We start from the raw sequence: 25,427 nt of genomic DNA on the forward strand, positions 1-25,427 counted from the left end.
GGCGGAAAAATTATATTTGTCAGCAAGCACAAAGCGCTTAAAGCCTCTCTTCCCTTTCCAACTTAAGTTGTCCACTTTCTGCTGACGACGTACAATAATACGGATAAGGCTCCGGGGTAAAACAACGCTGCTTCTGCTCCTCGCTCAGACCGATCTGATCCCGATGACGGTAGAGAATCTTATGGATCTGCTCGTCCGTTAAGTGTTGTGGGTCCCAGGGCTGTGGAGGCAGGCCCGTGAGCACTTGTTTGACCGAGCGGTCGCCTGAGAGTAGCCGGGCCAGCAGCTCGCGTTTGGCAAGGTTATTCCGATTCGTTTTCATTCTCTTCCATTTTGGTTAACGCTTTCTCCAGAATTGTATCAATCTCTTCATCACTCAGCGTCGATAGGTCAATTCTGGTTTCCCGCTGTTTGGGTATGACGTATTCCAGCAGCCTTAAGTAGACGGTAACCCGTTCCTGAGGATCGAGCTTTTCCAGGTCGTCTATGATGCTATCAAACTTCTCATCGACCAGTTGGGCAATCCGCTCTTTGATGGTGCTGGTGGTTCGGTTAGGCGTACCTACTTTGCGGCCGCCAGTCTTTTCTTTTCCCGGGTTAAATGGCATTGTGCTTCGGTGGAAATAGGGTGCTTTTTTATTCTATTTTATTCTACTTTAGAATGAAACGGGCTTAAATCAGCAGGCTTTATACAGTGCCAGAATCTCCCGGGCGCAGGTCTGGTAGTCGCCCGTCAGCCGGTAGGATCGGATGAGTTCAACGACCTTGGCGTAAAACTGGTTGTAGTGATCCAGACAGTACTCCACCTGAATCTCTTCAATGTCGCGCTCATACTCGTGGCGCAGCCAGATGGGCGCAGGGACATACGCCTGCGGCACATGGATGATTTCGCCCTGATCATTGGTGATTTTCAGGTACTGGGGAGCAGGCTTAAACTTGCCCTCAATACCCTCACGTTTCATTTGCTTGATTTGAGAGAACTGCGAAGCCAGCTTGACCAGCGGGCCGTACTGCTCAATGGTGGGCGGCAGATCGTAGGGGGAATCACCAATAAAGTCCGCTTCCAGTTCCTCAAAGGGATCGTAGGCCCTTGCTGAATCAGGACCAAACAGTTCCCGATGTTTTTGCTCATAGCGCTCCAGGTGCCCGGCAGCAAAGTCAGTGCAGATTTGATGCAAGACATACAGGCCCCGGTCGAGGTTCTTGGCCTGGGTGTGGGTAATGACCAGGGTAGCCAGGGCATTGCTGTCCAGTTCCTGAATGCTGTCGTTCCAGTTGTAACAACATTCCAGCAGCCGGTTGTGGCTATCAGCGGCTTCTAGGTATAGCTCATGAATGAGTTTAAGATCAATTAAGGACATGGCTTAATGAAGGGGATTAAAAGTCGGCTTTTTCTACGGGTTGGTATTGAAATGAGCCCTCGGGTTGTTGTCCCAGGTCTAATTGATTGCGGTAATCCACCAGCCGGTTGGTGGCCGCATCCACGTAGATGTAAGCGGTGCCTACCCGGCCATTGCGGTTCTTACAGACAATCAGTTCCAGTTGATAATCCAGCACGACCTCTTCACCGCGTTCCTGCGCCTGTTGCAGCTTGTAGTAATCATCCCGGTAGAGCAGAATTACCACACTGGCGTCCTGTTCCAGCTGACCCGTTGAGCGCAGTCCCGAGATTTGCGGCCGTTTATCTTCTTTCTTCTCATTCTCCCGGTTAAGCTGCGAGAGTTCGATGATTGGAATTTTAAGCCGACGCTGGACCTTCTTGAGCTTTTTGCTGACCTGGCTGGCCACTTCGTATTCACCCCGCTGGGTGCGGTCTTCAATCAGTTGCACGTAGTCGATGATGGCCAGCTCAATGCGGTGCCGCCGGCGCCAGTCGATGAGCAAATTGCGGACGTCTTCAATGTCGCGGGGCTCCTCATCGTAGAAGTGAATGGGTAGCTGCTCCATTTCCCCTGCCAGCTTATGAATCTGACCAAACTGCTGTTGGGTGATCTTGCCATTGAGAATGTCTTCGTAGGGAATCATCATCCCTTCGGCAAAGGCCCGGATCAACAGCTCTTCGGCATCGACCTCCAGACTGATGTACCCCACCGGTGTTCCCGCCCGGGCCGCGGATAGGGCGGCAAACAGGCCCACGATGGTTTTGCCCATGCCAGGCCGGCCCGCGATCAGGATGATGCCGTTTTGCCAGCCGCCGAAGTGGTTGTTGAGCTTTTTTAAGCCCGTATCCACCCCGGGAGTACCATTGGGCTTTTTCATGGCGGCTTCAATCCGTTTAAGGGCCGAGGCAATATAGTGTTTGGTAGACTTCTCCCGGCTGATATTCATGCCTGAGCCAATCTGATCGGCCAGCTGGTTGGCTTTCGTCGAGAGCACATCAACCGACTCACCCCCCGAGTAAGCCGCCGTCAAAATGCTCTGAGCGCCCAGGATGGATTCGCGTTTGATCCACAGCTCCCTGAGGTGATAACAGTCCTGCTGGCTTTCGAGCACCTGCCCTTCCACGTCCAGCCCCTCCAGTTCAATCCCGGATTGGGCCAGCCTTTTAAAGTTACCCGACTGTTTGAGGGCCTTTAAAATGCTGGCTAGGCGGACCTTTTGGCCGCTGACATAGAGTGTATGCATGGTTTGAACCACCAGCCGGTAGCCTTCGTGAGTGAATACTTCCCCCTGCAAGAGGATGGCCCAGTAATCATTAAACAGCTTGGGCATGGCCAGCAGGGCGGCCACCACGGCCCGTTCAGTAGTCTCGTCCTGGGGTAACTGGGGTAGTGATTTCATGGGAGCAGCTGTTGCAGGGTTAGCAGTTCACGTTTCAATTCTTCCTCTTCCTGATCTTCGTCGGCGGGTAGAGCCCCGGTTGTAGGAGGGTTTTGAAAGGTCACATCCACGTGCAGGGCGGTCCGGAGTCGGCTTTTAGGGTTGCTTAAATAAGCCGAGGCCAGATACATCCAGACTTCATTCGAATCCTGGTAGAGCTGGGGTATAGGGAAGTAGTGGCGATAAGCGCCGTTAGGGAGTTGAGTGAGCTTTGTCATTTGATTTCGAGTATTGATCGCCGGGCTGGCTCAGGACTGGTAATGGCAGCATGCTTGTCTTTAATTTGGACGATAATCTGATTGAACTTCTCGTTAAAGGTGCACACGTCTTTAAACCGGTAGTAATCGGTCAGTTTAGCTGATTCTTTCAGCATTCGTTTGAGTGCATCAATGCTTTCCGAATCCGTAGGGTCCCGGTCTAGATGGGCTTTGACCGCTGCCCGCAGTTTTACCCCTAGTTTCTTGGCATGGGTTCCATCCTTGGCGTCCCAGTAGTAACCTGGAAAGCTTTCCTCAATCGTTTGCCGGATCTGATGGGTGAGCGTGTAGGCCTTCTCTCCGTTACCTGAATCAGCACTTTCTTTTGTGGCTCCAACTGCTTTTGAAGAAAGACGAGCCGCCCTGGCGGCAGAAGAATCATTCTTCTCTTTATCTAGTCTTAAGTTGGTAGCAGGAACCGTATCAGAAACCGTGTCAGCAACCGTATCAGAAACTGTATCAGGAACCGTGTCAATAGTTGATACAGTTTGAACAGTTTGATGAGGAATGTTGCCAGGTTTTACGGCGGTTATTGCTGGTTGACTAGCGGCAACTGTATCAGAATTTGATACGGTTGGTGGAAACCAGAATTTAGTTTGTCCTTCGATTCCTTTGGAACCCTTATCGGGTGTGCGAAAGTCCAGTAGTCCCAGTTGCTTGAGCCGGTTTTTCGATTCGCGAACCGTGTTGACCGCCATACCCAGCGCCAGGCTGAGATGCCTATCCGAATGCCCGAAAGGTTGTTTCCACCGAAGCGCGTTGCAGGTATGTAGTAAATAGAAGTACAACTTTGCGTCGCTTGGGGCGATAACACGCTCAATCTCGCATTGCCAGAAACGGTTGATGTAATCGATGTAGCTCATCGGTGCCGCTAGTAAAGAGTGCCGAATAGGATTAGTGGTAGGGAATTGGCCTACTCAGCTTTTGCGGCCTTAAACCGACGCGATTCTTTAAGAGCAGCTAATACGTCAGTTCGACGGTAGCGGACACGCCCATTGATCTTGAGCGGAATCAGGACGGCGGGTCTGTCGTCGGTATCTTTCGCCCAATCGTGGAGGGTGGTCAGTGAGACCTGCAGTTTTTCAGCAGCCTGCCGACGCGTAAGAAGGTCAGGAAGGTTTAATTCTTCTGGAGCCGGTGGTGTGTAGTTGGCCAACTCCTGACGAACTGCCCCGCGGATCAATTCGGTTAACTGATCGGGCGTGACTTGAATTTGAGTGACTGTGCCGTACATGCCTGTTTATGTTTTTGTACAGTGCAAATTTGACGGCTCCTTATTATTGTAGTGGGTATGTAGTGACTACAACTTTTTCATTCCTTACCATTCTTTATTAGTGGTAAACCTAATTCCTCCCGAATAATTATGTCATTTGCTTTCTCGACTATCTTTGTAAGCTTAAGGGGGTTCTTGTCTGAATTTGCATTTCTTTGTAGAGCTGTTAATGCATTTTTGATATTCGTTTTACTCTTGTCAAATAAAAGTGATAGAATTGTGTACTGCTTTTCAATTGGTAATTTATGAAAGTCACCTGTTAGGATACCGCTTTGATAAGCAATTAAAATTTTGACATTTAGATCTATAGACTTTTCATCTGGCGTTTCGATACTTAAATCTTGCGAAGGTGGTAGAGCAGCATGTTCATTATTTGATAAAACCTTATGAATGCTGGAAGGAGGAATAACAGACTTAATTGCAGCTTCTAAGTATTTAGCTTTATTTAACAGATTATTAGAGTATCTACTCGTAAGTTTTTCAAGTGTCCCAGAAGCAACCCTTACATCTTCTTCAGTCATTCTGTCATCGCAGGTTTCTATAAATTTATCAAGCTCTTCTTGGTTAGCTAAATACTTCTCTATCTCTGAAATGCAGTTATTTATATTATTTAAAACATCTTTGATTTGAACATAATAAAAATCGTCATGCCCATCTCTTTTTAGGTTCATAAATGTACTTCGTATTTCATTTTGTAATGCTTTGCATTCAAATGCATCCACTCCAATTTGAATCACTCTGTCAATAGCAATAGATAATCCTTTAAATATGGATTGATGAAAGTAAAAGTCTGATTGTCTGCCGGCTACTCTACCATTTATACATCCATTGCAAATTTTAAGAATACCGTTCAAGCGCATAAAACAAATATGAATATTCTTATCCAAAGACGAGAGCAAAGAGTTATCCTCAGTTGTAATTTGGGCTTCTGTCATTTTTAAAGTTGTTTTAGAGTACTTTATAACTTCAACTATAGTGTCCCAGCAAAATGCGGATGTTCAAGCATCAATAATGCGTTCTGCTCTGAAGAAATTTTGATGTACCGTAGGAATACAGCCTCCGATTTGTGTCCGGTAATCTTCATAATCGAAACCGTTGGTACTTTAGCCAGAAAGGCATTGGTAGCAAACGACCGCCGGGCTGTATGGGTTGTTACCAACTCCCACTTCTCCAGGTAGCGCGTTTGCTTCAATCCTCCTTTGGTCCGGCTCACTTCAATCCTTTCCGTCAAACCGGCACGCTGGCATAGTTCTTTGACGTAATCATTCATCTTCTGATTACTGATCGTCTGTGGTGGCACACCCTCGTATTTAGCCAGAATGGCCAGGACATTCGGGTTTAGAGGAATCGAAACCCGTTCGGAAGTTTTGAGCGTCTTACGGGTCAGAATGCGCCCATTGTGAGTTATGTTTTCCGGCCGAAGCTCCGAAAAGTCGGAGAACCTAAGACCTGTATACGCACCGATCAAAAACAGATCCCGAATCCGGTCAAGCCGGGCATTATGGGATAAATCAAGGGTGAATAGCCGGGTCAGTTCCTCATCGGATAAGTAAACGTTATCGACGTCTTCTACCAGCTTTTTAAAGTCTCTATGCTGATAAACTGTATTGCTATGCATGCCATCAGCGTGAGACTGCTTGAGCATCACCTTTAAATCCTTAAGAAGGGTACCTACGTAGTTTAACGTTAATCCCCGGCCCGTTAACCAGAGCTTAAAGTGGTGGTAGTAGTCCAGGGTGAAGGAATCAAATGTAACGCCGTTGCCCGTTTCAAGCTGGTAGCGCTCTAGAATACGCTTTAACTTCATGTAGCCGTCCAGCGTGTATTTGGCATATCGGACACTTTTGGAATTAAGCCGTTTGCCGGATTGGGCTTCCTGCACAAAGCGTTCGATGTAATTTGGCAGCGTTTCTACTTTCGCTGTTTCAATCTTTGTCTTTTTCGTCCGTTCTAAGGCATTATCCAGGTGCTGCTTGATTGTTTCGTTGTTGAAAGGAATCTGAGCCAGTTGCAGCGAGTTAAGAACTTTAAGCAGGGCCGAGCGCTGACGTTCCAGGTGAGCGTTGATCGTTTCATTGGTTTGCCGCTCCTGCTTGTTTTTTATATCCGTCCGGGCGCGCTGCTTATCGCTATCCCAGAGATAGGGGATAATAGTCTGGCCGGTCGATGTTTTAAACCGACCATTGTCGTAGCGAAAAACAAGATAAATCAGCGTAGGACGGTCCGAACGGGCATCCTTTAACAAGAACTTTACGCCCTTGTCGGTAATGGTTTTCATTATTTACCTGGTTTGGTCATCACCAAGTTACGAATAAAAAATGAGAAAGGGGACGGAAGAGGGGACGAGCTTGCTTTACAAAACCTCACTATTAAGGATAAAGAACAGTAAACAAAAAAGGGTTAATCAGTTGATTTTGAGGTTTTACGCTCGAAAACTGATTAACCCTGATTCAAAAAATGAGCCTCCTACGGGATTCGAACCTGCGACCTACGCATTACGAATGCGTCGCTCTACCAGCTGAGCTAAGGAGGCAAAATGAGCAATTGCCATTTTTGTGGGTGCAAATATAACGGGTTATTCATAAACCATGCAAGCAAACGCGGTAAAATTGCGTAAATTTGCAGCATGATTTCGATTACAAACCTGTCTTATTATCTCGGAAGCCGGGCGCTCTACGAAAATGCGTCGATGCACATCAAACCCGGTCAGAAAATTGGTCTTATTGGCCTCAACGGAACCGGAAAATCAACCTTGCTGCGGCTGATTATTGGCGAATACCAACTCGATGGCGGGGTTATCTCCAAAGCGGGCGACGTGACCATCGGCTTTCTGAACCAGGATTTGCTTTCCTACCAGACCGATGACTCGATTCTGTCGGTGGCCATGCAGGCTTTTGAGCGCCAGAACCACCTGCAAAAGCAGATCGATTCGCTTCTGCACGAAATGGAAGTCGATTATCGCGATGCACTCGTGGATAAACTGGCCCGGGCGCAGGACGAGTTTGCGGCTTTGGACGGTTATACCATCCAATCAAAGGCGGAAGAGATTCTGGAAGGGTTGGGATTTACGACCGACGACCTGCACAAACCACTTCGGCAGTTTTCTGGGGGCTGGCGGATGCGCGTCATGCTGGCGAAACTGCTGCTCCAAAAGCCGTCGCTGCTGATGCTTGATGAGCCGACCAACCACCTTGACTTACCGTCTATTCAGTGGGTTGAAAAATATATTCAAAACTACGAAGGCGCCGTCATTGTGGTTTCGCACGACCGCGAATTCCTGGACAATGTGGTGGACAGCATTGTGGAAGTTTCGGGTGCCAAACTGAACTTCTACGCCGGAAATTATTCGTACTACATCGAGGAAAAAGCCCTGCGCAACGAAATTCAGCAGGGGGCTTACGAAAACCAGCAAGCCAAAATCCGGCAGACTGAACGGTTTATCGAACGGTTTAAGGCCAAGGCAACCAAGGCGAAGCAGGCGCAGAGCCGGGTGAAAATGCTGGAAAAAATGGAACTGGTGGATGCGGTGATTGACGAAAATGCCCGCGTTAATTTTCGGTTTAACTTCTCGACCCAGCCCGGTCGGCATATTCTGCACCTCGACGATGTGAGCAAATCGTATGGCGATAAAAAAATTCTGACCCACAGCACCGCCCGCCTGGAACGCGGAGATCACGTGGCGCTGATTGGGGCCAACGGGAAAGGGAAATCGACCTTGCTGCGCATCATTGCCGGTACCGAACCGACTACCAAAGGCGAACGGCGGCTCGGCCATAACGTCTCATTCAGCTTCTACGCCCAGCACCAGCTGGAGTCGCTGAACGTAGACGACAACATGCTGGAAGAACTCAAATCGGCCAACCCCACTAAGTCGGAAGCCGAATTACGGACGGTTTTGGGCTGTTTTCTGTTTACGGGCGATGATGTGTTCAAGAAAATCAAGGTGCTGTCCGGGGGCGAAAAATCGCGGGTAGCACTGGCAAAGGTGCTGCTGTCGCAGGCCAACTTCCTGTTGCTTGATGAGCCGACCAACCACCTGGATATGCAGTCGGTAAATATTCTGATTCAGGCGCTGGAGCAGTACGAAGGTACGTATGTGATTGTTTCCCACGACCGGTATTTCGTTTCGCGGATTGCCAACAAAATCTGGTACATCGAAGACGAGCAGGTGAAGGAATATCCCGGCACGTATGAGGAATACGAGTGGTGGATGGAAGAACGCAAGTCGAAGGGATCGGACGGCAAAGCCGCAGCGCCCTCGGTGGCGAAGTCAACCCCGCCGAGTCCCAAATCGTCCGCCAGCGACGATGAGCGCAAGGAACTGCAACGGGCTTTGAAGAAAGCGACGCAGCAGGCCAATGAGTTCGAGCAGAAAATTGCAAATCTGGAACAACAGAAAAAGCAGCTGGAAGCCGAACTGGCGACCCCGGCGGTGGTATCTGATGGGAAGAAACTCCAGGCCAAAACCACGGATTACCAACGACTCAAAACCCAGCTTGATACCGTTCAGGAGCAGTGGGAAGAAGTCATGCTGGAAGCCGAAGAACTGGAAAAAAAGCTGGCCTAAGTCTCAAAAATACAGCTTATCGACTCCCCGGCGATTCCGGTCGGAAACGGTGACTCACGACCGTCCGGAAAGCGTTGGGGAGGCCGATGCGGCCACGGGCATCAGTTGCTGAACCGATAGCTTAATATTTCTGCAAATCGTTTCGGCTGGCAGATCGTTGGCGTCGGTGCCGAACGGATCTTCAATTTCCTCCGCAATGACTTCCAGACTCGCCAGCACGTAAGAAACAAAAACGGCAAACGGAATGACGAGGTAGTGCAGGTTGAAAACGTAGCCCAGCGGCAGCGTAATGCAATAAATGAAAATGAATTTTTTCAGAAAAGAGCTGTAGGAATAAGGGATGGGCGTTCTATGAATCCGTTCGCAGGCTCCGCAGATATCCATGAAACTAAGCAATTCCGCATTGAGAAAAAGCAGATGTTCCGGTAAGATGATTCCCCGGCGCTGAAGTTCATATACTTTGCGGGTAATAGCCGCCGAAATCTGTGCCGGAATGTGACCATCACGATCCAGGTCCGTGAGGTGAAACAGCGCGGACTCGGTAAATTCTTGTTCTATGAAACCCGTACGCAGGTGGTTTTTCATCGCATAGGCGAAATTCGGAATCATTGTCCGGAAAAAATCCCGCTCCTCCGTCGCCATCTTGTCCAGCAAGGGTTCCAGTTTCAGGGCCAGATTCCGGCTGTTGTTCACCAGCGCCCCCCACTGCCGACGGCCTTCCCACCAGCGGTCGTAGGCCGTATTGGTCCGGAAAACCAGCAACATCGAGATCACAAATCCCAGCAGCGAGTGCATCAGCGAAATTTGTCTCAGATCCGAATTGTCTTTCAGTCCAAACACTTCGAGAATTAGAATCGCTACCAGGAACGCATAAACCGCCATAAGTCCCAGGTACGGCAACAGTTTACGAACGGTGTCGGCTTTTGGAAAGTTAATCAGGAACCGCACCCATTCTTTGGGGTTATAAGAGACGAGCGATTCGGAATTTATATCGTGCTTTCTCAAAACAGTAATCTGGTTTTGTATAACTCTGACGCCCAAATTTCGTTCATACTCATGAGAATCTATCCGTATGAAGCCATTCTTTCCTTTTTTTCTATTGTTTAACGTCCTGACGCTGGTACGGGTTTCTGCCCAGAAGTTGCCTACGGAAGATCGTATTTTTGAGAATACGATCAAAACCGTGCTGCTGTATCCCGTCATGGGCAGCGACCCGACCGACCCGGCGCAAACTCTCAACCCACCCGTTATCGATCAGGCTACCAACACGCAGCTTATGCTGGAGTTTGACGATCTGACGGCCAATTACCGTCCCTTCCGGGCTAAATTCGTGCATTGCAATGCCGACTGGCAGCAGTCCATCCTGAGCGATATTGAGTTTACGTACGAATACAACGATTATCCGATTCAGGATTACCAGATTTCGCAGAACACCAAAATACCGTATTATCACTACCGGTTTCCGGTGCCGAAGATGAAATTGCCGGGCAATTACGTACTAGTGGTTTATAACGAGCGCAATCCGCGAGAGATTTATTTCAGCCGACGGTTTGTAACCTACATCAACCGTGTGGGGCTGGCGGCTACGGTGCAGTTTGCCAACGATCCGCAGCAACGGTTTACCGATCAGCAGATCAATTTTGAAATCAGCTACCGGGGCTATCCGCTTATTTCCCCGCAGGAAGACCTGAAAATCGTTATTCGGCAGAATTACCGCGACGATCGTGTGATCACCGGCCTGCGACCCACGAACGTGCGGGCGTTTGATAATATTCTGGAATACAGGCTTTTTGACTTGAAAAACACTTTTCCCGGCGGCAATGAGTACCGGTATTTCGACACCCGGACGGTGTTGTCGCGCGGAAATTATATTCAGCAGATCGAACGGCGGGACGACCGTAACACGGCTTTTATCAACCCCGATGGCGTACGCAGTGTAGGGGCTTACGTGCAGACCGATGATTTTAACGGGCAGTATGTCATCGATATTCTGGAAACCCATATCGGCGCTACCCAGGCCGATTACATCACGACGGTTTTTACGTTGCGGATGGACGAACTGGCCAACGCCGAAGTATTTGTGAACAGTGCCTTCAATTTCTGGCGGCTGGATGATCTCAACCGCATGACGTATGTGCCGGACTTGCGGGCCTATCAGGCCGAAATACCGTTGAAGCAGGGCGTTTACAACTATAACTACTCCGTGAAAGGAATACCGCCCCCCGTAGCCCGCTCCGGCATGAACCTCACGGCCAACGAGACGCTGGTTGAAGGCAATTATTCGGAGACCGAGAACGATTACGAAGTCTTTGTCTATCACCGTCCGCCAGCCGCGCGGGCCGATCAGTTAGTGGCTTACCGCCGGCTTGGTTACAACAAGCGGAAATAACTTAGTTCAGCAGCAAGTCCAGCAGTTCACCGCGCATTTCGGATCGAAGGGACCTTGCAGAAGGAATCCGGCGGAAAAACCGTAATACCGTTATGGTCTGGCCCGAATCGGTGAAATAAAAAAGCGGGCCGAAGCCCGCTTTTGTTATGCGCTGTGTAAAAATTCCATCACGTCGCCATCCTCGACCACGTATTCCTTCCCCTCAACCGACAGTTTTCCGGCTTCCCGGACGGCGGCCTGCGATTTATACTGCACAAAATCCGGGATTTTGATAACCTGCGCCCGGATGAAATGTTTCTCAAAATCGGAGTGAATCACGCCCGCAGCCTGCGGAGCTTTCCAGCCGCGCTGAATCGTCCAGGCCCGAACTTCCTTAACCCCCGCCGTGAAGTAGGTAATCAGGTTCAGCAGCCGGTACGATGCTTTGATGAGCCGGTCCAGACCGGATTCCTGCAAACCGTATTCCTCCAGAAACAACAGACGTTCGTCGGGGTCTTCCATCTCGGCAATCTGGGCTTCGATGGCCGCACACACCACCACCACTTCCGCACCTTCGGCTTTCGCCATTTCTTTCAGTCGGTCGGAATACTGATTGCCGTCGGGCAGCGATTTTTCATCCACGTTGGCAACGTAAATAACCGGTTTGATGGTCAGTAACTGAAGCTCACCGACGGCAGCCTGGCTTTCTTCGGGCGTCGCATCCACAGACCGGGCGTTCTGGCCCGATTCCAGCGCTTTTTTGTATTTCAGCAGGGTTTCCAGCTCGGCTTTTGCTTTGGCGTCGCCACTGGCGCGGGCGGCTTTCTCGGTACGCTGGAGTTTACGATCCACCGATTCGAGGTCTTTCAGTTGCAGCTCGGCGTCGATAATTTCCTTGTCGAACAGCGGATCAACGCGCCCTTCCACGTGCACAATGTTGTCGTCTTCAAAACAGCGAACGACGTGCACAATGGCATCCACTTCCCGGATGTTGGCCAGAAACTTATTGCCCAGGCCCTGTCCCTGACTGGCTCCTTTCACGAGTCCGGCGATATCGACAAACTCGATGATGGTGGGTACCACTTTCTGGGGCTTCACCAGGCTTTCCAGGGTATCGAGCCGTTCGTCGGGAACGGTCACCACTCCGACGTTGGGATCTATGGTACAGAACGGGTAATTGGCAGCCTCGGCTTTCCCGCTCGAAATGGCATTAAACAGCGTAGACTTCCCAACGTTAGGCAGTCCAACAATACCGCATTGTAAACTCATGAATCGTTAATTTTGACCGGGTCGCCGGTGCGATGAATAAATGAGTGAATGAGTGAATAAATAGGTGGCGAAACTATTCATCCAGACACTCATTCACTCATTCGCAATTATTCCGCAAAGTTCGGATATTCAGGGGCAAAAACAAAAAAGCCTCCGGCGTCAGAGGCAAACTACTGGTGAAGAATTCAGCCAATTAGTCCCACTTGAGATCACTACCACCAACGTCTTCCAGTTCATCCTTGGCGGTGTACTGAGAAAAGTCGAAGTCGGGCATCAATTCCGTTTTAATGTACTGGATTGTGTCGTGTAGGGCGTCCGAAAATTTGTCAAAGTCTTCTTTATAAAGAAACATTTTGTGCTTCTCATAAATAAAACCGTCACCCTGCGGATGCCGACGGCTTTCGGTAATTGTCAGATAGTAGTCGTTCGCGCGGGTGGACTTTACATCAAAAAAGTACGTGCGTTTTCCGGCCCTGACACGCTTGGAAAAGATTTTTTCTTTCTCTTTTTCTTCCACAATCTCTGGTGGTTTGGGTGATTTAAACGCTAAAATAGTCGGATTAGTATAACTAGCAAAAACTTTGCCTGAAATTAATTTTCATAGCGTACGGCCTAATCGGTACGGTTTTGGCAGGAGACGGTATTAAACAAGGGAAACATATTGCTTCTTAAGCTGTTGCTGTTATCTTTGTAAATAAGGAATGATCATATTCCAGGAAGAGGTGGGGCGGATGTGTCTGACGCTCAGCCTCTTTTTGTTTTCACCAAACCCCAAACTGTATGAGTATCATCGTAACGATCATGCTGATGTTTACCAGCATGAAAATGAAACCGACTGAGGCTCATTCGAGTCTCATACAGAAAGGAAAGGCTTCTTTCTACTCAAAACGCTTACATGGGAAGAAAACCACCAGCGGAGAACGCTATCTCAGTGACCAACTAACGGCCGCGCACCCTTCCCTTCCTATGAATACCCTGGTCGAAGTGACCAATTTAGAAAACAATCAGTCCGTGGTCGTCCGCATTAACGACCGGGGCCCCCACCGCAAAGGCCGTATTATCGATCTGACGTACAGAGCGGCCAAAACCATCGGAATGGTTAGCACCGGCATTGCCAACGTGGCCGTTCGGGTCGTGGGCCAAAAACGGACCATGAGCCTGCCGGCTGTCGTCGCACTCGCTCCGACGGACCCTGAGGTAGTTCTGCCCGCCGACAACATTTAAAGCGCGGAATACGTTTTTGTATCGCGACTGGATCTCGGAAACATTTTGTAAGTTGCACCGGACGCCTTTCAGACACGAGGCCGATTGTAGTTCCGGTTACCAGTCAACAAAATGAACCCGTTGGATGATCCGGCCGCGATCTTTATTTTCAGACTATGGCAGCGCAAATAGATTTACTCAAGGTCCGGGAGTACGGTAATGTCGAGTTTCTGGCCCGGCAGTTGGTAGAAGGCTTTATCACCGGTTTGCACAAGTCTCCGTTTCACGGTTTTTCGGTCGAGTTTGCCGAACACCGGCTCTACAATACCGGCGAAAGTACCCGGTATATTGACTGGAAGGTATACGCCAAAACCGAGCGGTTGTTTGTCAAACGGTTCGAAGAAGAAACCAACCTGCGTTGTCACCTGCTGCTCGATACCTCGTCGACGATGTACTATCCGGAGCCGGGGTACGGCAAAATCACGTTCAGTATTCTGGCGGCTGCCAGCATTGCTTATTTGCTGCAACGTCAGAAGGATGCCGTCAGCCTGACCACCTTTGCCGAAAATATTGATCTTCAGACGCAGACCAAATCAACGCCCTCACACGTCCATAAAATTTTTCAGCAACTGAATAGTCTGCTGCAACAGCCCGCGCCCCTGCGGAGAACCTCGGCGGCTGAGGTGATTCACCAACTGGCCGAAAAAATCAACAAACGTTCACTGGTGGTTATTTTCAGCGATATGTTTGAGAATGTGTCCGAGGTCGATCACCTGTTTTCGGCTCTGCAACACCTGCGCCACAACCTCCACGAAGTGCTGATCTTCCACGTGACGGACAAAAAGACGGAAGAAGATTTTGCGTTTGACGAACGCCCCTACGAATTCATTGATCTGGAAACGGGCGAAAAAGTGAAGGTGCAACCTAATCAGGTGCGGGGCAATTACCAGCAGGCGGTCAAGAGTTTTTACCACGAACTGAAACTGCGCTGCGGCCAGTACCGGATTGATTTCATCGAAGCCGACATTGCTCAGGGTTTTGACCAGATTCTAACGGGTTATCTCGTCAAACGGACCAAGATGAAATAAGCTTTCTCTTCAGCCACTATCTGTTTGGCATACCGGCAAACGAAAAAACCGTTTTGCCTTCCCTCATATCCAAAAAACAAAAGGAAGGACATCTAATCCTTCCTTTTTAAATCAATCTGTAACCCGCTGGTTATTTCCCCTTTACACTTGCCTTGGCGTCTTTGGCCGGGGCCGCCTTTTTCAGCTTCTGCTGTTGCAGGAAGTTAAAATAACCCTCCAGATCTTCAACCGGCAGGCGCCGGGCCAGGATTCTTTTGTCTCTGTCGAGCACATAAACCGTCGGGGTCGAATACACGTCGTATTTCTTTTTGTAATCGACGGGCGCGCTCGGGCCGAACACGTTCAGCAGGTTTTGCAGTTTAAATTCGTGGATAAATTTCTTCCACTGGGCCTCCGTTTTGCCAATCGCTACTGCATAGACCTGCACACCTTTGGCCTTGTTTTGCTCATAGAACTTCCTGAGCCCCGGAGCCGACTCCCGGCAGTGGCCACACTCGGGGTCGTAGAAAAAGGTAACAGTATATTCGGCCTTCACATCATGCAGGGGCCGCCAGCGTCCGAGTGTATCCTGCAAACGCACATTGGGCAGGATTTTTCCGGCCAGCAGCGGCTTCAGGATCGCCACGCGTTCGCGCATACTAGTGAGCGTGGACGTATCACTCAGGGGCATCACACCGGTCAGCCAGTATTTTTCGGCCATGTGGATGAACAACCCGTCGGTATTCAGCACTTTTTTCTGCTCTTCGTACTGGTTCGTAATGTACCAGATCGTATACTGTAGCATGTCCTTGTTCGCTTTGGCTTTATTGACCAGATAATCAGCCGCCGGAATGAGCGAATCAACGGTCTGCACCGTCAGTTCTTTCAGGTAACGATCAATTTTGTTTTGCAGAAACGGGGTTCGTCGCAGCCGCTCGTCCGAAAAATCAAAACCGTCCCAGTAGTGATTTCGGTAATAATTAAACACCCAGTTGGAATCCGGACGGCCGTTGGCGAGCCTGGGCGCTTCCGGTATTTCGGGCTCTTCGGCGGCTCGGAACAACTTCACCGTTAGTGTATTGGCGTTTTTCGCCAGAAAATCTTTGCGGTATGCTTCTATTTCTTTTTTGAGTGCGGCCAGTTGCGCGGCCGAACCGCCCTGTTTTTGCAAAGCACCGATTTCTCCGTACTTTTTGCTCATGAATTTCTGATAACCGTAAAAAATTTCGTTTTCCCGCGAGCCGGTTACCTTCATCGATTCAATGGCGTTGACGGTATCGGCTTCAATCGAAAACCGCTGTTCGCCAATCACGAGTTGCAGCACGGGTTTGGCATTGACCACAATCATGTACAGACCACCGGGCAGTTCTTTGGCTCCGTCGAACACCAGACGGCCTTCGGCATCGGCCGTAGCGGTATCTAGGGGCGTAAACTGCGTGGCGCCGTAAAAGTGGGCCAGGTAAGCGGTTTTATTGGCCAGTCCTTTAATGTGAGCCGTCACCAGATGACCTCCGGGCGATTGGGCCAGCAGGAGGGAGGTCGAAAGCAACAGCAGAAGAGCCGTAAAACTGAATCGTCGATTCATGAATAAAGCGGTTGGTTGACCGAAGTTGGACATACAAAGTTACTACTTATAACGATTGGGGCGGTGGCCTTCGCATACACGATGTTTTACTTTCTTTCAAAAACGCTTACCTTCCTGTTCATGCCCGTGGGGCTGCTGACTGTCGCCCTGTTGTTTGCACTTATTTCCAAAAACCGTGCCCGTCAGCGAAAGGCTCTGATTACGGCTTTTATTGTGCTGATGGTTGCTGGTAACGGTTTTATTACCAATGAATTATTGATCTGGTGGGAAGTGCCGCCTGCGGTTTTGCCCGCGTCCACCCGGCCCCGTGTGGGGGTTGTGCTGACGGGCGGACTGGCCAATGTGAATCCCAGAGTCCGGCCCGCCATCCATTTGGGAAGCCAGGGCGACCGGGTGGCTCAGGCGTTGTTGCTGTATAAGTCCGGTCAGATTCAGAAGATTCTGATCAGTGGCGGTATTGGTGGAATTATCAGGCGGGACGTGGGCGACGAAGGGCAGCTTTCACGGCAATTTCTCCTGACTGCGGGCGTTCCGGCGCAGGATATTGTGCTGGAAAACCGTTCGCGGAATACCTACGAGAATGCCCGGTTTTCGGCTCCTATTCTCCAGAAAACTTTTAAAGACTACGAATACGTGCTGATCACGTCGGCCTGGCACATGCGCCGGGCCATCGGGTGTTTCGAGAAGCAACAGCTTGCGGTGATACCTTACCCGGCGACCTTTATCAGCGGCCAGCGCGAATTTGCCCCCAATCATCTGCTGTTTCCTTCCGAACAGGCTCTTTTCGATTCCTATTGGTTTATTCACGAAGTGGTCGGGTACATCGCATACCGGGTTGCCGGGTATATCTGATCCGTATTTGTCCTAAAGTGTACGCTCCGCCGTCCGATCCCGGACAATTTACAAAATGTATTCTTTTGTAATGCCTTGATAGATAGCGTATTGACTTTGCTGGTATATTCTTTGTAACCAGATAGGCGGGGTGCGTGCAACTTCTGTATCCGTTGCTGCATCTTTTGAAAAACAGAAAACACAATACGGTATGAAACGTTCATCTTTCCTCTTAACCGTTCTCGGTGCCCTTTCCTTAACCGTGACTAGCTTCGCCCAGAATCGAGACGAAACGCCCTACGATACCAAAAATTTCTCCGGTAATCTTAATACCGTGCGGGTTGAAACCTCCGGCGGGAGCATTTCCGTGGAAGGCAACCAGTCAAGTGGTGTAAAAGTGGAAATGTATGTGCGGGGTAACAACTGGCCGGACAACAAGCTCTCCAGAGAGGAAATAGAGGAACGGCTGAAAGAGTATGACATCAAAATGGCCGTTGAAAACAATACCGTTGTTGCCACCGCCAAACGCAAACGGAACGAAGGCCGGGACTGGAAACGCTCGCTCAGCATTGCCTTTAAAGTATACACACCGAAGAATTTTGCTACTGACCTGCACACCAGCGGGGGCAGCATCCGGATCAGCAACCTGGTTGGAAGTCAGAATTTTGCGACCAGCGGAGGAAGCCTGCACCTGACCGCCGTTGAAGGGCTCGTTAAAGGGCGTACATCGGGCGGCAGCATCCACCTCGAGCGGTGCCGCAAAGACATCGATCTGGCCACCAGTGGCGGTTCCATTCACGCCAAAGATTCCGACGGTAATCTGGATTTACGGACCTCGGGCGGCAGTGTTGACCTGTCCAACCTGAGTGGCCGGATCAACGCCCGCACCAGTGGCGGCAGCATCAAAGGCGACGGTGTGAAAGGGGAGCTTATGGCCGGAACGTCCGGCGGGTCGGTTCGGTTGTCGGGTATTTCGGGCAGTGTCGAAGCCAGCACCAGCGGGGGCGGTATGGATGTCGAAATCACGAAGCTGGGCGAATACGTACGGCTTTCGGGTGGTCCGGGCAGCGTTCATGTCAAAATGCCGCTCGATCAGGGCATCGACCTCGATCTGTCGGGCAACCGGGTTGACATTCCCCTGAGTAAATTTGACGGTACCGTTGAGAAAGACCGCGTTCGGGGCCGTCTGAACGGGGGTGGAGTACCCGTCCGCATCTCCGCCGGTAGCGGCAGCGTATACGTCAACCGATAGAGGAGTAATGAGTTAAGAGTGATGAGTTAAGAATCTAAATACGATACTTCTTAACTCTTAACTCATCACTCTTAATTCTTAATTATTGAAGTAAACCAGTCTTTGAGGCCCAGTTCCAGGATTAACTGCTTTTCGAAGGGGTCTTCCAGGAGTTGAAGGGACTCTTCATAAAACGCCTTCAACGGCCTGTTTTTAAGCCAGTTCTTCAGCAGCGTCAGCACAAATTGCTCCGTGCGGTATCCCAATTTTTCCTTCTTAAGTTTTCGCTCGATTGACCGGATTTCGTAATAGATATAATCGCGGTTATCCAGCGCCACGTGAATCAGCAGATTCATCAACCGGCAACTGATGTACAGGATTCGGCTCAGCGAGCGGGTTGGCTGGTTCAGAATGTGGTTGATGTACGAAAGAGCCTGCGAATAATCGCCCAGATTATAATAAATGCGCGCAATCGTTAGCCAGAGCTGCACCTGAATCTGGAGGGAAAGTTTGGGGAAATCGCGACTGATGGCATCACATTGCTCCATAAACACCTGCCGGGCCTGTTGCGATTGACCGAGATTGACCGCGTTATGCAAACGGTGTTCCAGCACCTGATACCGGGCCGTCAGGGCTAGACTCTCCGAGGGGGTGGAGACGCACTGTAGGCGTTCCAGAAAGTAATTCATTTTATCGTATTGCTCCGTGGCACGCAGGGTTTGCAGAATACCGTTCAACAAATGAAGGTAGTAAACCGGTCGATCAGACCAGAGGTGGACGTGCGACTGAAACAACTTGTCTAATTCGTACAGAACCCGCAGGCTGCCCTCGGGGTTGTCCGTCATCAGAAAATAAGCCGACTGAAAATGCAGGTGCAGTTGTTTCGACGCGAACGATTCCAGCCGCTGGCTGTTCAGAACCTGGTGTTCTTCCAGCAACAGGTCATTCAGCCGGACACTTTCCTGCAAACTCCGCACCACCCCGTTTTTCCAATACCGCAGAAGCAACACTTCGTATAGGGCCGCATGTTGCTGAACCGTCAGCTCATGTTCCAGCAATTCCCTGATCTTCTCCTGCTTTTCAATAAGTCTGGATTCGTCCCACCCCACAAACTGCTGCGGAATAATGAATTGCAGTTCCTGCCGGGCCGCCTGAATGTAGAACAGAAATTTTTCGTGTTCCAGGGCCAGCGTTTTTGCTTTTTCGAGCTGTTCGAAACTGGCGTTGATCAGGCCCCGGTTAAACAAAATCAGGCTGTCCTGAATCAGATTCATAAGCCTCTCATCAATGGATTTATCGGATTCAAACTGCCGGAGACTTTTCATCAGCACCCGGTAGAGGTGTTTACGGGCCGGTTCCAGACTAGCGCCCGGAAAGAGCAATTTTAGCTCCTGTTTCAGTTCTTCGGTAAACAATTCATGACGTTCCAGACAATCAAACAGGCGCAGGTAGGCTTTATCTCCCTGCTGCATGGCGACGAGCAGGCGAAAATACCGTTTCTCGGATTTGGTGAGTGACTGAATCAGCGGATGCAAAACTTCAACGGGATTCATAGAGATAGCTAAACAGAATTTAAAAAAGTGCGATAGGATAGCTTATAATAAAGTTTTGCGAAGAGATATACTGGATAGCTTTAACTAAATCAATAAAAAAGTGGAATAGTAACATAATTTATTCCAGATATTTTTGATCTGTCACAACAGTTAATTTCGATCCGATGACTCCTCCCTCTTTAATCTGTGTTGTTGGCAGTTCCAATACCGACATGGTGGTGAAAGCCGAAAAATTACCCGCTCCGGGCGAAACGGTTATCGGCGGAAAGTTTTTGATGAATCCCGGCGGCAAAGGCGCAAACCAGGCCGTTGCGGCTGCCCGGTTGGGCGGACAGGTAGCCCTGGCGGCTAAGGTAGGCAACGACGTATTTGGCAAACAGGCCATTCAGCAGTTCCAGCGCGAAAAAATCAACCCCAAATACATCACAACGGACCCGGAATATCCTTCTGGTGTAGCCCTGATTAACGTGGATGCCAAAGGTGAGAATTGTATTACCGTTGCGCCGGGCTCCAATAGCCGTCTGAAGCCCGAAGATGTGGAGTTGATCCTGAATGATCTGAGCCCGACCGATCTGGTGCTGTTGCAACTGGAAATACCGCTGCCCACCGTTGATTACGTCATTCGGCGGAGCTTTGAGAAGGGTGTCCGCGTTATTCTGAACCCGGCTCCGGCCCAGCCTTTCGCTACGGATCTTTTTGGCTGCCTGTACCTGATTACGCCCAACGAAACCGAAGCCGAACTCCTGACCGGTATTCGGGTCACGGATTTGGCGACGGCAGAACAGGCGGCCCGCGCCATCCGGGCGAAAGGTGTGCCGAACGTGATCATTACTCTGGGGGGCAAAGGGGCTTATCTGCACACCGATACCGTTTCGGCGGTTATTCCGGCCCCGCCCGTCACGGCGGTCGATACAACGGCGGCTGGAGATTGTTTCAACGGGGCGCTGACCGTGGCGCTGGCCGAAAATCAACCGCTTGAAGAAGCCGTAGCATTTGCCTGCAAAGCCGCTTCGATTTGTGTGACCCGAATGGGCGCGCAGGCTTCCATGCCATACCGCCGGGAGGTGAACAGCCTGCCACTGATCAATCCGAATTTCCTATTCCAATAATGCCTAAATTCCTAACCCTTAACCTCCTGAACCCGTATGTTCATCATTCCAACGTACACCTTGGCCGTTCTGTTCTGCGTCGTTACCATGCTCTGCTGGGGCTCGTGGGCCAATACGCAGAAACTGGCCGCGGGCCACTGGCGCTTCGAGCTGTTTTACTGGGATTACGTCCTGGGAATTTGCATTCTGGCCCTGCTGACGGCGTTTACGCTCGGCAGTAGTGGTACGGGCGGACGGTCTTTTCTGGCCGACGTTGCCCAGGCCGATCAATCAAATCTGTTTCTGGCCGTGCTGGGCGGTATTGTGTTCAACGCGGCCAATATTCTGCTGGGCGCGGCTACGGCCATTGCGGGGATGGCGGTGGCTTTTCCGGTCGGGATCGGACTGGCGCTGGTGATTGGTGTAGTAGTCAATTACCTGGACGCTCCCGTTGGCAACGCGGCCATTCTCTTCGGTGGAGTGGCCTTGATTGTGCTCGCTATCCTTCTGAATGCCAATGCATACCGGAAAAGTGTAGGCCGTTCAACGGGCGTATCCACCAAGGGTCTGGTGCTGGCAATTGTCAGCGGCTGCCTGATGGGTTTGTTTTATAAATACGTCGCTCAGTCGATGTTTCCGGATTTCAACCGCCCCGAACCGGGCAAACTCAGCCCCTATACGGCGGTTGTCTTCTTTTCCGTCGGTGTGCTGGTCAGCAACCTGTTGTTTAACACCCTGCTGATGCTACGGCCTTTTGTGGGGAAACCCGTCAGCTACGCAGATTATTTTCGGGGCGGATTGCGCAATCACCTGATGGGCGTTCTGGGTGGTATGATCTGGTGCATCGGGTTTGCCTTCAGCATCATTGCCTCCGATCAGGCCGGTCCGGCCATTTCGTACGGTCTGGGTCAGGGCGCAACTGTCGTGGCTGCCCTCTGGGGAATTTACGTCTGGCGGGAGTTTCGCAACGCGCCAAAGAGTACCTACCGCATCCTGAACGTCATGCTTCTTTGCTACGTCGCAGGATTAAGCCTGCTGATTATCGCCCGCTAACCGTCCAGCCCTGTTCATTGAGCAACCCATAACCGGCTGCATGAAGCCGTGTTCGTATTTGCTTTTTCCGACAATTGAGCCGCTCACCGGTAGGGTATACCGTACGTCTTTACAATTCCTGAACATCCATGAAAACCCTTACTTTTTACAACAATGAAATCATCTCAACGATTCAGAAGCTTGCTTTTCCTGCCGGGAATTGGGCTAATTAGTCAATTATTTTGCCTGACTCCGGCCTGGGGGCGGGTTCACCCGTTCATCATTCCGTATCAAAAAAACTGTTCACTGTCATTCAGGTGTCGGGCCGGGTAACGGGTGACAAAGGAGAACCCATTCCCGGTGTGAGTGTGGTGTTGAAAGGAACGACCCGCGGCACGAATACCGATGCCGATGGAGCCTACCGGCTGGAAGTTCCGGATACCGGTGCCACACTGGTGTTTTCGTTTGTCGGTTATCTCTCTCAGGAGGTGGCCGTTGGCAGCCGCACGACGGTCAATATCCAGTTGGCACCCGACGAAAAAGCCCTCAGCGAAGTCGTTGTGGTGGGGTATTCAACCATCAAGAAGGAGTCGCTGACCGGGGCCGTGGGGGCCGTCAAGGGTGCTGATATCATCAAGCGAACCACCTCCAACGTGCAGCAGGCTTTGCAGGGCCAGATTCCGGGCCTGACAGTGCTGGACCAGGGTGCCGGTCCCGGCAAAACCAACATGGTGATGCGGATTCGGGGCATTACAACGCTGGGTGCCAACGAGCCGCTGGTGATTGTGGACGGTATTGAGCAGCGACTGGCCGATATCAATCCGCTGGATATTGAAAGTGTATCGGTCCTGAAAGACGCTTCGTCGACGGCTATCTACGGTTCGCGGGCGGCCAACGGGGTGGTGCTGCTGACCACCAAACGGGCGGCTGCGGGCAAGGTGGCCATTTCCTACAACGGCTATTACGCGCTGCAAAAGTCGAACAACAATCCGGTGCACATGGAACTGGGCGACTACCTGAAACTGCAACAGGTGGCCTGGACGAACTCGACCGGCGGGCCGGGAGTTTTCACGGATGCGTATATCCAGGAATACCTGAATGCCACCGACCGGCTGAAATACCCGCTGCCCAACGTCTGGTACGACGAAGTGCTGCGGACGGCCCCCCAGATGAATCACTCGCTGTCCGTCAGCGGTGGTACGGAAAGTATCCGGGCGTTGCTGAGTGTGCGGTATCAGGGGCAAAAAGGGATTATCCCCAACTCCGATTCGAAGATCGGCGAAATCCGCCTGAACACGGATTACCAGCTTTCGCCGAAACTGAAATTCGGGACGGATGTTAATTACCGTTCAAACAACATCCTGTCGCCCATCAACGAAGGTGACGTGTTTAACAAAATGCTGCAAACCTCGCAGTGGACGGTTCCGCGCTACCCCGACGGTACATACGGCATCAGTTCCGACGGCTATAATCCGCTCGTGTCGGCGGAGTTAGCCGGTACGGCCCGGACGCTGGATGAATACCTGTTTGGAAATTTCAAGGGAGAATGGCAAATCCTGAAAGGGCTGAAGTTTACCACCCAGATCGGCGCCCGGATTACGCTGACGACCGGAAAAAGTTACGCCAATAGCTACGAAGTGCACGATTATTTCAACCCGTCGGTGGTCCGGAAAAGCGTTCCGCTCAACAGCATGACCGAAAGCCGCAACGACGTTCGGGAGTATACGATCAACAACCTCCTGAATTACAACACCAGCTTCGGGGCTCACACCGTCAATGTGCTGGCCGGTTATTCGCAGATTTCAAACCGGGGTCGTTCGCTGAGTGCGTATCGGCAGGGCTTTTATAGTAACGATCTTAAGTCGATTGGGTCCGGTACCAACGATGCCACCAAAAACAACGGCGGGGCAGAATACACCTGGGGCCTGCGTTCGTATTTCGGGCGGGTCAACTACGCATATCAGGACAAATACCTGTTTGAAGCCAACGCCCGCTACGACGGTTCTTCCCGGTTTCTGGGCGATAACCGCTATAGCTTTTTCCCATCGGTATCGGCAGGCTGGCGGATTTCCGAAGAAAAATTCTGGGGCGATCTGGCGCAGTATGTCGGTGAGCTGAAACTGCGGGGTTCGTGGGGCAAAACCGGTAATCAGGCGGTCGATCTGTACAGCGGTCTGGCCACCCTGAGCCTGGGCGTTTATTCGTTCAACGGCCTTCCGGCGCAGACGTTCCAGCAGACCCGCATTGCCAATCAGGGACTTACGTGGGAGACGACGACGCAATCCAATGTCGGGATTGATGCGCAGTTTCTGAACAACCGGTTTTCGCTGAGCGTCGATTATTACAACAAACAAACCGACGACATTCTGCTGACCCTGCCGGTTCCGGGCACGCTCGGTCTGCTGCCTGCCCCTCAAAACGCCGGGCGCGTTGATAACAAAGGCTGGGAATTTACGGTCGGGGCACACAACAAATTCGGCCCGGTCGGTTTTGACGCCAACCTGAACTTTACGATCAACCATAACAACGTGGTTAATCTGGCCGGAACGGGGCCGTACATTACGGGCGGCAATGAAACGCGCTACATCACCACAGAAGGGCGGCCGATCAATTCGTTCTGGGGATACCGCACCGCCGGTCTGTTCCAGACGCAGGAAGAAATCCAGAATTACCCCACCATGCGAACCGGGGTGATGCCGGGCGATGTGAAGTTTCTGGACCTGAACAACGACGGGAAAGTTGACCCCGCCGACATGACCTATCTGGGCCAGAGCTTCCCGATTTATACCTTCGGCTCCAATCTCAACTTTTCTTACAAAAGCTTTTCGCTGAGTATGCTCTGGCAGGGAACGGCGGGGCACAAAGCCCGCATTGGCGGGGCCATTATTGAGATGGGAATCTGGGGCGGTTTTACGCACAAGCTGATTACCGATAACTACTGGACCCCGGAAAACCTGAATGCACGCTTTCCCCGTCCGCTGAAATACGACCTGCGGAATTTTGTGATGGCCGACCGCGACCTGATGAACGGTTCGTACCTGCGCCTGAAAAACATCCAGCTTATGTACCAGATTCCATCGACGCTGACGCAGCGAATAGGAATTGGCCGGGCCAGCGTCTACATCGCCACCACGAACCTGCTGACGTTTGCGGCCCTGAACGAATGGAACGTGGACCCCGAAACCATTCCGGGCGGACGTACGGAGCAATACCCGCAAACGGCCGTGTCTACGCTGGGTCTTAATGTGCAATTCTAGGTATCCTGTTCACGCTCAAAGCTAAA

General features: G+C 51.0%; 23 protein-coding genes and 1 tRNA gene. 9 read left to right on the top strand and 15 right to left on the bottom strand.

Translation table 11 applies throughout. The features are described from left to right. Window positions 1–37: 37 nt before the first annotated feature. From LX87_RS15755 to LX87_RS15800, 10 genes are all read right to left on the bottom strand, one after another. On the bottom strand, window positions 38–322 hold the full coding sequence (locus LX87_RS15755; RefSeq protein ID WP_111629233.1) for a hypothetical protein: 285 nt from the start codon (window positions 320–322) through the stop codon (window positions 38–40). Continuing rightward, window positions 303–608: a hypothetical protein gene (locus tag LX87_RS15760; RefSeq protein ID WP_111629234.1), complete on the bottom strand. Its 306-nt coding sequence runs from the start codon at window positions 606–608 to the stop codon at window positions 303–305. Before LX87_RS15760 ends, LX87_RS15755 begins: the two co-directional genes overlap by 20 nt. 69 nt (window positions 609–677) lie before the next feature. After that, window positions 678–1,361 carry a hypothetical protein gene (locus LX87_RS15765; RefSeq protein ID WP_111629235.1) on the bottom strand — a complete coding sequence of 228 codons (684 nt, stop codon included), beginning with the start codon at window positions 1,359–1,361 and terminating at the stop codon, window positions 678–680. 16 nt (window positions 1,362–1,377) lie between these two features. After that, window positions 1,378–2,781 (bottom strand): replicative DNA helicase, encoded by a 1,404-nt coding sequence (locus LX87_RS15770; protein ID WP_111629236.1) that lies wholly within the window; start codon window positions 2,779–2,781, stop codon window positions 1,378–1,380. Further along, window positions 2,778–3,038 (bottom strand): hypothetical protein, encoded by a 261-nt coding sequence (locus tag LX87_RS15775; protein ID WP_111629237.1) that lies wholly within the window; start codon window positions 3,036–3,038, stop codon window positions 2,778–2,780. The genes LX87_RS15770 and LX87_RS15775 overlap by 4 nt, the downstream gene beginning before the upstream one ends. Beyond that, window positions 3,035–3,940 carry a hypothetical protein gene (locus LX87_RS15780; protein ID WP_111629238.1) on the bottom strand — a complete coding sequence of 302 codons (906 nt, stop codon included), beginning with the start codon at window positions 3,938–3,940 and terminating at the stop codon, window positions 3,035–3,037. Before LX87_RS15780 ends, LX87_RS15775 begins: the two co-directional genes overlap by 4 nt. 50 nt (window positions 3,941–3,990) lie before the next feature. Beyond that, window positions 3,991–4,311 (bottom strand): helix-turn-helix domain-containing protein, encoded by a 321-nt coding sequence (locus LX87_RS15785; RefSeq protein ID WP_111629239.1) that lies wholly within the window; start codon window positions 4,309–4,311, stop codon window positions 3,991–3,993. A gap of 77 nt (window positions 4,312–4,388) precedes the next feature. Beyond that, window positions 4,389–5,285 (bottom strand): hypothetical protein, encoded by an 897-nt coding sequence (locus tag LX87_RS15790; protein WP_111629240.1) that lies wholly within the window; start codon window positions 5,283–5,285, stop codon window positions 4,389–4,391. A gap of 35 nt (window positions 5,286–5,320) precedes the next feature. Beyond that, window positions 5,321–6,628 (bottom strand): site-specific integrase, encoded by a 1,308-nt coding sequence (locus tag LX87_RS15795; protein ID WP_111629241.1) that lies wholly within the window; start codon window positions 6,626–6,628, stop codon window positions 5,321–5,323. Between the two features lie 182 nt (window positions 6,629–6,810). Continuing rightward, window positions 6,811–6,883 (bottom strand) — tRNA-Thr (locus LX87_RS15800). 93 nt (window positions 6,884–6,976) lie between these two features. Here LX87_RS15800 and LX87_RS15805 point away from each other — a divergent pair. Next, a complete protein-coding gene (locus LX87_RS15805; protein ID WP_111629242.1) occupies window positions 6,977–8,917 on the top strand; it encodes an ABC-F family ATP-binding cassette domain-containing protein in 1,941 nt (646 codons plus the stop codon). Window positions 8,918–8,971: 54 nt separating this feature from the next. On the opposite strand, the gene LX87_RS15810 is transcribed toward LX87_RS15805, so the two are convergent. Then, window positions 8,972–9,922 carry a bestrophin family protein gene (locus LX87_RS15810; RefSeq protein ID WP_229310692.1) on the bottom strand — a complete coding sequence of 317 codons (951 nt, stop codon included), beginning with the start codon at window positions 9,920–9,922 and terminating at the stop codon, window positions 8,972–8,974. A 67-nt stretch (window positions 9,923–9,989) separates the two neighbouring features. Between LX87_RS15810 and LX87_RS15815 the strand changes: the two genes are divergently transcribed. Then, window positions 9,990–11,306 carry a type IX secretion system plug protein gene (locus tag LX87_RS15815; protein WP_111629243.1) on the top strand — a complete coding sequence of 439 codons (1,317 nt, stop codon included), beginning with the start codon at window positions 9,990–9,992 and terminating at the stop codon, window positions 11,304–11,306. Between the two features lie 144 nt (window positions 11,307–11,450). Here LX87_RS15815 and ychF read toward each other — a convergent pair whose 3' ends face one another. Next, window positions 11,451–12,554 (bottom strand): redox-regulated ATPase YchF, encoded by a 1,104-nt coding sequence (gene ychF, locus LX87_RS15820; RefSeq protein WP_111629244.1) that lies wholly within the window; start codon window positions 12,552–12,554, stop codon window positions 11,451–11,453. Between the two features lie 193 nt (window positions 12,555–12,747). Then, window positions 12,748–13,071, bottom strand: a complete 324-nt coding sequence (locus LX87_RS15825; RefSeq protein WP_111629245.1) for a DUF3276 family protein — start codon at window positions 13,069–13,071, stop codon at window positions 12,748–12,750. 263 nt (window positions 13,072–13,334) lie between these two features. Here LX87_RS15825 and LX87_RS15830 point away from each other — a divergent pair, with 263 nt between their 5' ends. Next, entirely contained in the window at window positions 13,335–13,778 is a 444-nt protein-coding gene (locus LX87_RS15830) for a septal ring lytic transglycosylase RlpA family protein (RefSeq protein ID WP_111629246.1), read from the top strand. A 155-nt stretch (window positions 13,779–13,933) separates the two neighbouring features. After that, entirely contained in the window at window positions 13,934–14,845 is a 912-nt protein-coding gene (locus LX87_RS15835; RefSeq protein WP_111629247.1) for a DUF58 domain-containing protein, read from the top strand. A gap of 130 nt (window positions 14,846–14,975) precedes the next feature. On the opposite strand, the gene LX87_RS15840 is transcribed toward LX87_RS15835, so the two are convergent. Continuing rightward, window positions 14,976–16,409 (bottom strand): TlpA family protein disulfide reductase, encoded by a 1,434-nt coding sequence (locus LX87_RS15840; protein WP_111629248.1) that lies wholly within the window; start codon window positions 16,407–16,409, stop codon window positions 14,976–14,978. A gap of 81 nt (window positions 16,410–16,490) precedes the next feature. On the opposite strand from LX87_RS15840, the gene LX87_RS15845 reads away from it, so the two are divergent. Next, window positions 16,491–17,261 (top strand): YdcF family protein, encoded by a 771-nt coding sequence (locus LX87_RS15845; RefSeq protein ID WP_111629249.1) that lies wholly within the window; start codon window positions 16,491–16,493, stop codon window positions 17,259–17,261. A gap of 190 nt (window positions 17,262–17,451) precedes the next feature. Continuing rightward, a complete protein-coding gene (locus tag LX87_RS15850; protein WP_111629250.1) occupies window positions 17,452–18,492 on the top strand; it encodes a DUF4097 family beta strand repeat-containing protein in 1,041 nt (346 codons plus the stop codon). Between the two features lie 71 nt (window positions 18,493–18,563). Here LX87_RS15850 and LX87_RS15855 read toward each other — a convergent pair whose 3' ends face one another. Continuing rightward, a complete protein-coding gene (locus LX87_RS15855) occupies window positions 18,564–20,024 on the bottom strand; it encodes a hypothetical protein (protein ID WP_111629251.1) in 1,461 nt (486 codons plus the stop codon). Between the two features lie 164 nt (window positions 20,025–20,188). Here LX87_RS15855 and rbsK point away from each other — a divergent pair, with 164 nt between their 5' ends. The 3 genes from rbsK (at window position 20,189) to LX87_RS15870 (ending at window position 25,401) form a co-directional block, all read left to right on the top strand. Further along, on the top strand, window positions 20,189–21,133 hold the full coding sequence (gene rbsK, locus LX87_RS15860; RefSeq protein WP_111629252.1) for a ribokinase: 945 nt from the start codon (window positions 20,189–20,191) through the stop codon (window positions 21,131–21,133). Window positions 21,134–21,169: 36 nt separating this feature from the next. Further along, entirely contained in the window at window positions 21,170–22,165 is a 996-nt protein-coding gene (locus LX87_RS15865; protein WP_111629253.1) for a GRP family sugar transporter, read from the top strand. Window positions 22,166–22,386: 221 nt separating this feature from the next. Then, entirely contained in the window at window positions 22,387–25,401 is a 3,015-nt protein-coding gene (locus tag LX87_RS15870) for a SusC/RagA family TonB-linked outer membrane protein (protein WP_170139375.1), read from the top strand. Window positions 25,402–25,427: the final 26 nt, after the last annotated feature.

Origin of the sequence: Larkinella arboricola (assembly GCF_003259745.1) — a bacterium.
GTDB lineage: Bacteria > Bacteroidota > Bacteroidia > Cytophagales > Spirosomataceae > Larkinella > Larkinella arboricola.

What these genes read in the sequence shown, in the direction of transcription:
- LX87_RS15755 (WP_111629233.1), bottom strand. Translation starts at nt 322, where the DNA reads ATGAAAACGAATCGGAATAACCTTGCCAAACGCGAGCTGCTGGCCCGG.
- LX87_RS15760 (WP_111629234.1), bottom strand. Translation starts at nt 608, where the DNA reads ATGCCATTTAACCCGGGAAAAGAAAAGACTGGCGGCCGCAAAGTAGGT.
- LX87_RS15765 (WP_111629235.1), bottom strand. Translation starts at nt 1,361, where the DNA reads ATGTCCTTAATTGATCTTAAACTCATTCATGAGCTATACCTAGAAGCC.
- LX87_RS15770 (WP_111629236.1), bottom strand. Translation starts at nt 2,781, where the DNA reads ATGAAATCACTACCCCAGTTACCCCAGGACGAGACTACTGAACGGGCC.
- LX87_RS15775 (WP_111629237.1), bottom strand. Translation starts at nt 3,038, where the DNA reads ATGACAAAGCTCACTCAACTCCCTAACGGCGCTTATCGCCACTACTTC.
- LX87_RS15780 (WP_111629238.1), bottom strand. Translation starts at nt 3,940, where the DNA reads ATGAGCTACATCGATTACATCAACCGTTTCTGGCAATGCGAGATTGAG.
- LX87_RS15785 (WP_111629239.1), bottom strand. Translation starts at nt 4,311, where the DNA reads ATGTACGGCACAGTCACTCAAATTCAAGTCACGCCCGATCAGTTAACC.
- LX87_RS15790 (WP_111629240.1), bottom strand. Translation starts at nt 5,285, where the DNA reads ATGACAGAAGCCCAAATTACAACTGAGGATAACTCTTTGCTCTCGTCT.
- LX87_RS15795 (WP_111629241.1), bottom strand. Translation starts at nt 6,628, where the DNA reads ATGAAAACCATTACCGACAAGGGCGTAAAGTTCTTGTTAAAGGATGCC.
- LX87_RS15805 (WP_111629242.1), top strand. Translation starts at nt 6,977, where the DNA reads ATGATTTCGATTACAAACCTGTCTTATTATCTCGGAAGCCGGGCGCTC.
- LX87_RS15815 (WP_111629243.1), top strand. Translation starts at nt 9,990, where the DNA reads ATGAAGCCATTCTTTCCTTTTTTTCTATTGTTTAACGTCCTGACGCTG.
- ychF (WP_111629244.1), bottom strand. Translation starts at nt 12,554, where the DNA reads ATGAGTTTACAATGCGGTATTGTTGGACTGCCTAACGTTGGGAAGTCT.
- LX87_RS15830 (WP_111629246.1), top strand. Translation starts at nt 13,335, where the DNA reads ATGAGTATCATCGTAACGATCATGCTGATGTTTACCAGCATGAAAATG.
- LX87_RS15835 (WP_111629247.1), top strand. Translation starts at nt 13,934, where the DNA reads ATGGCAGCGCAAATAGATTTACTCAAGGTCCGGGAGTACGGTAATGTC.
- LX87_RS15840 (WP_111629248.1), bottom strand. Translation starts at nt 16,409, where the DNA reads ATGAATCGACGATTCAGTTTTACGGCTCTTCTGCTGTTGCTTTCGACC.
- LX87_RS15845 (WP_111629249.1), top strand. Translation starts at nt 16,491, where the DNA reads ATGTTTTACTTTCTTTCAAAAACGCTTACCTTCCTGTTCATGCCCGTG.
- LX87_RS15850 (WP_111629250.1), top strand. Translation starts at nt 17,452, where the DNA reads ATGAAACGTTCATCTTTCCTCTTAACCGTTCTCGGTGCCCTTTCCTTA.
- LX87_RS15855 (WP_111629251.1), bottom strand. Translation starts at nt 20,024, where the DNA reads ATGAATCCCGTTGAAGTTTTGCATCCGCTGATTCAGTCACTCACCAAA.
- rbsK (WP_111629252.1), top strand. Translation starts at nt 20,189, where the DNA reads ATGACTCCTCCCTCTTTAATCTGTGTTGTTGGCAGTTCCAATACCGAC.
- LX87_RS15865 (WP_111629253.1), top strand. Translation starts at nt 21,170, where the DNA reads ATGTTCATCATTCCAACGTACACCTTGGCCGTTCTGTTCTGCGTCGTT.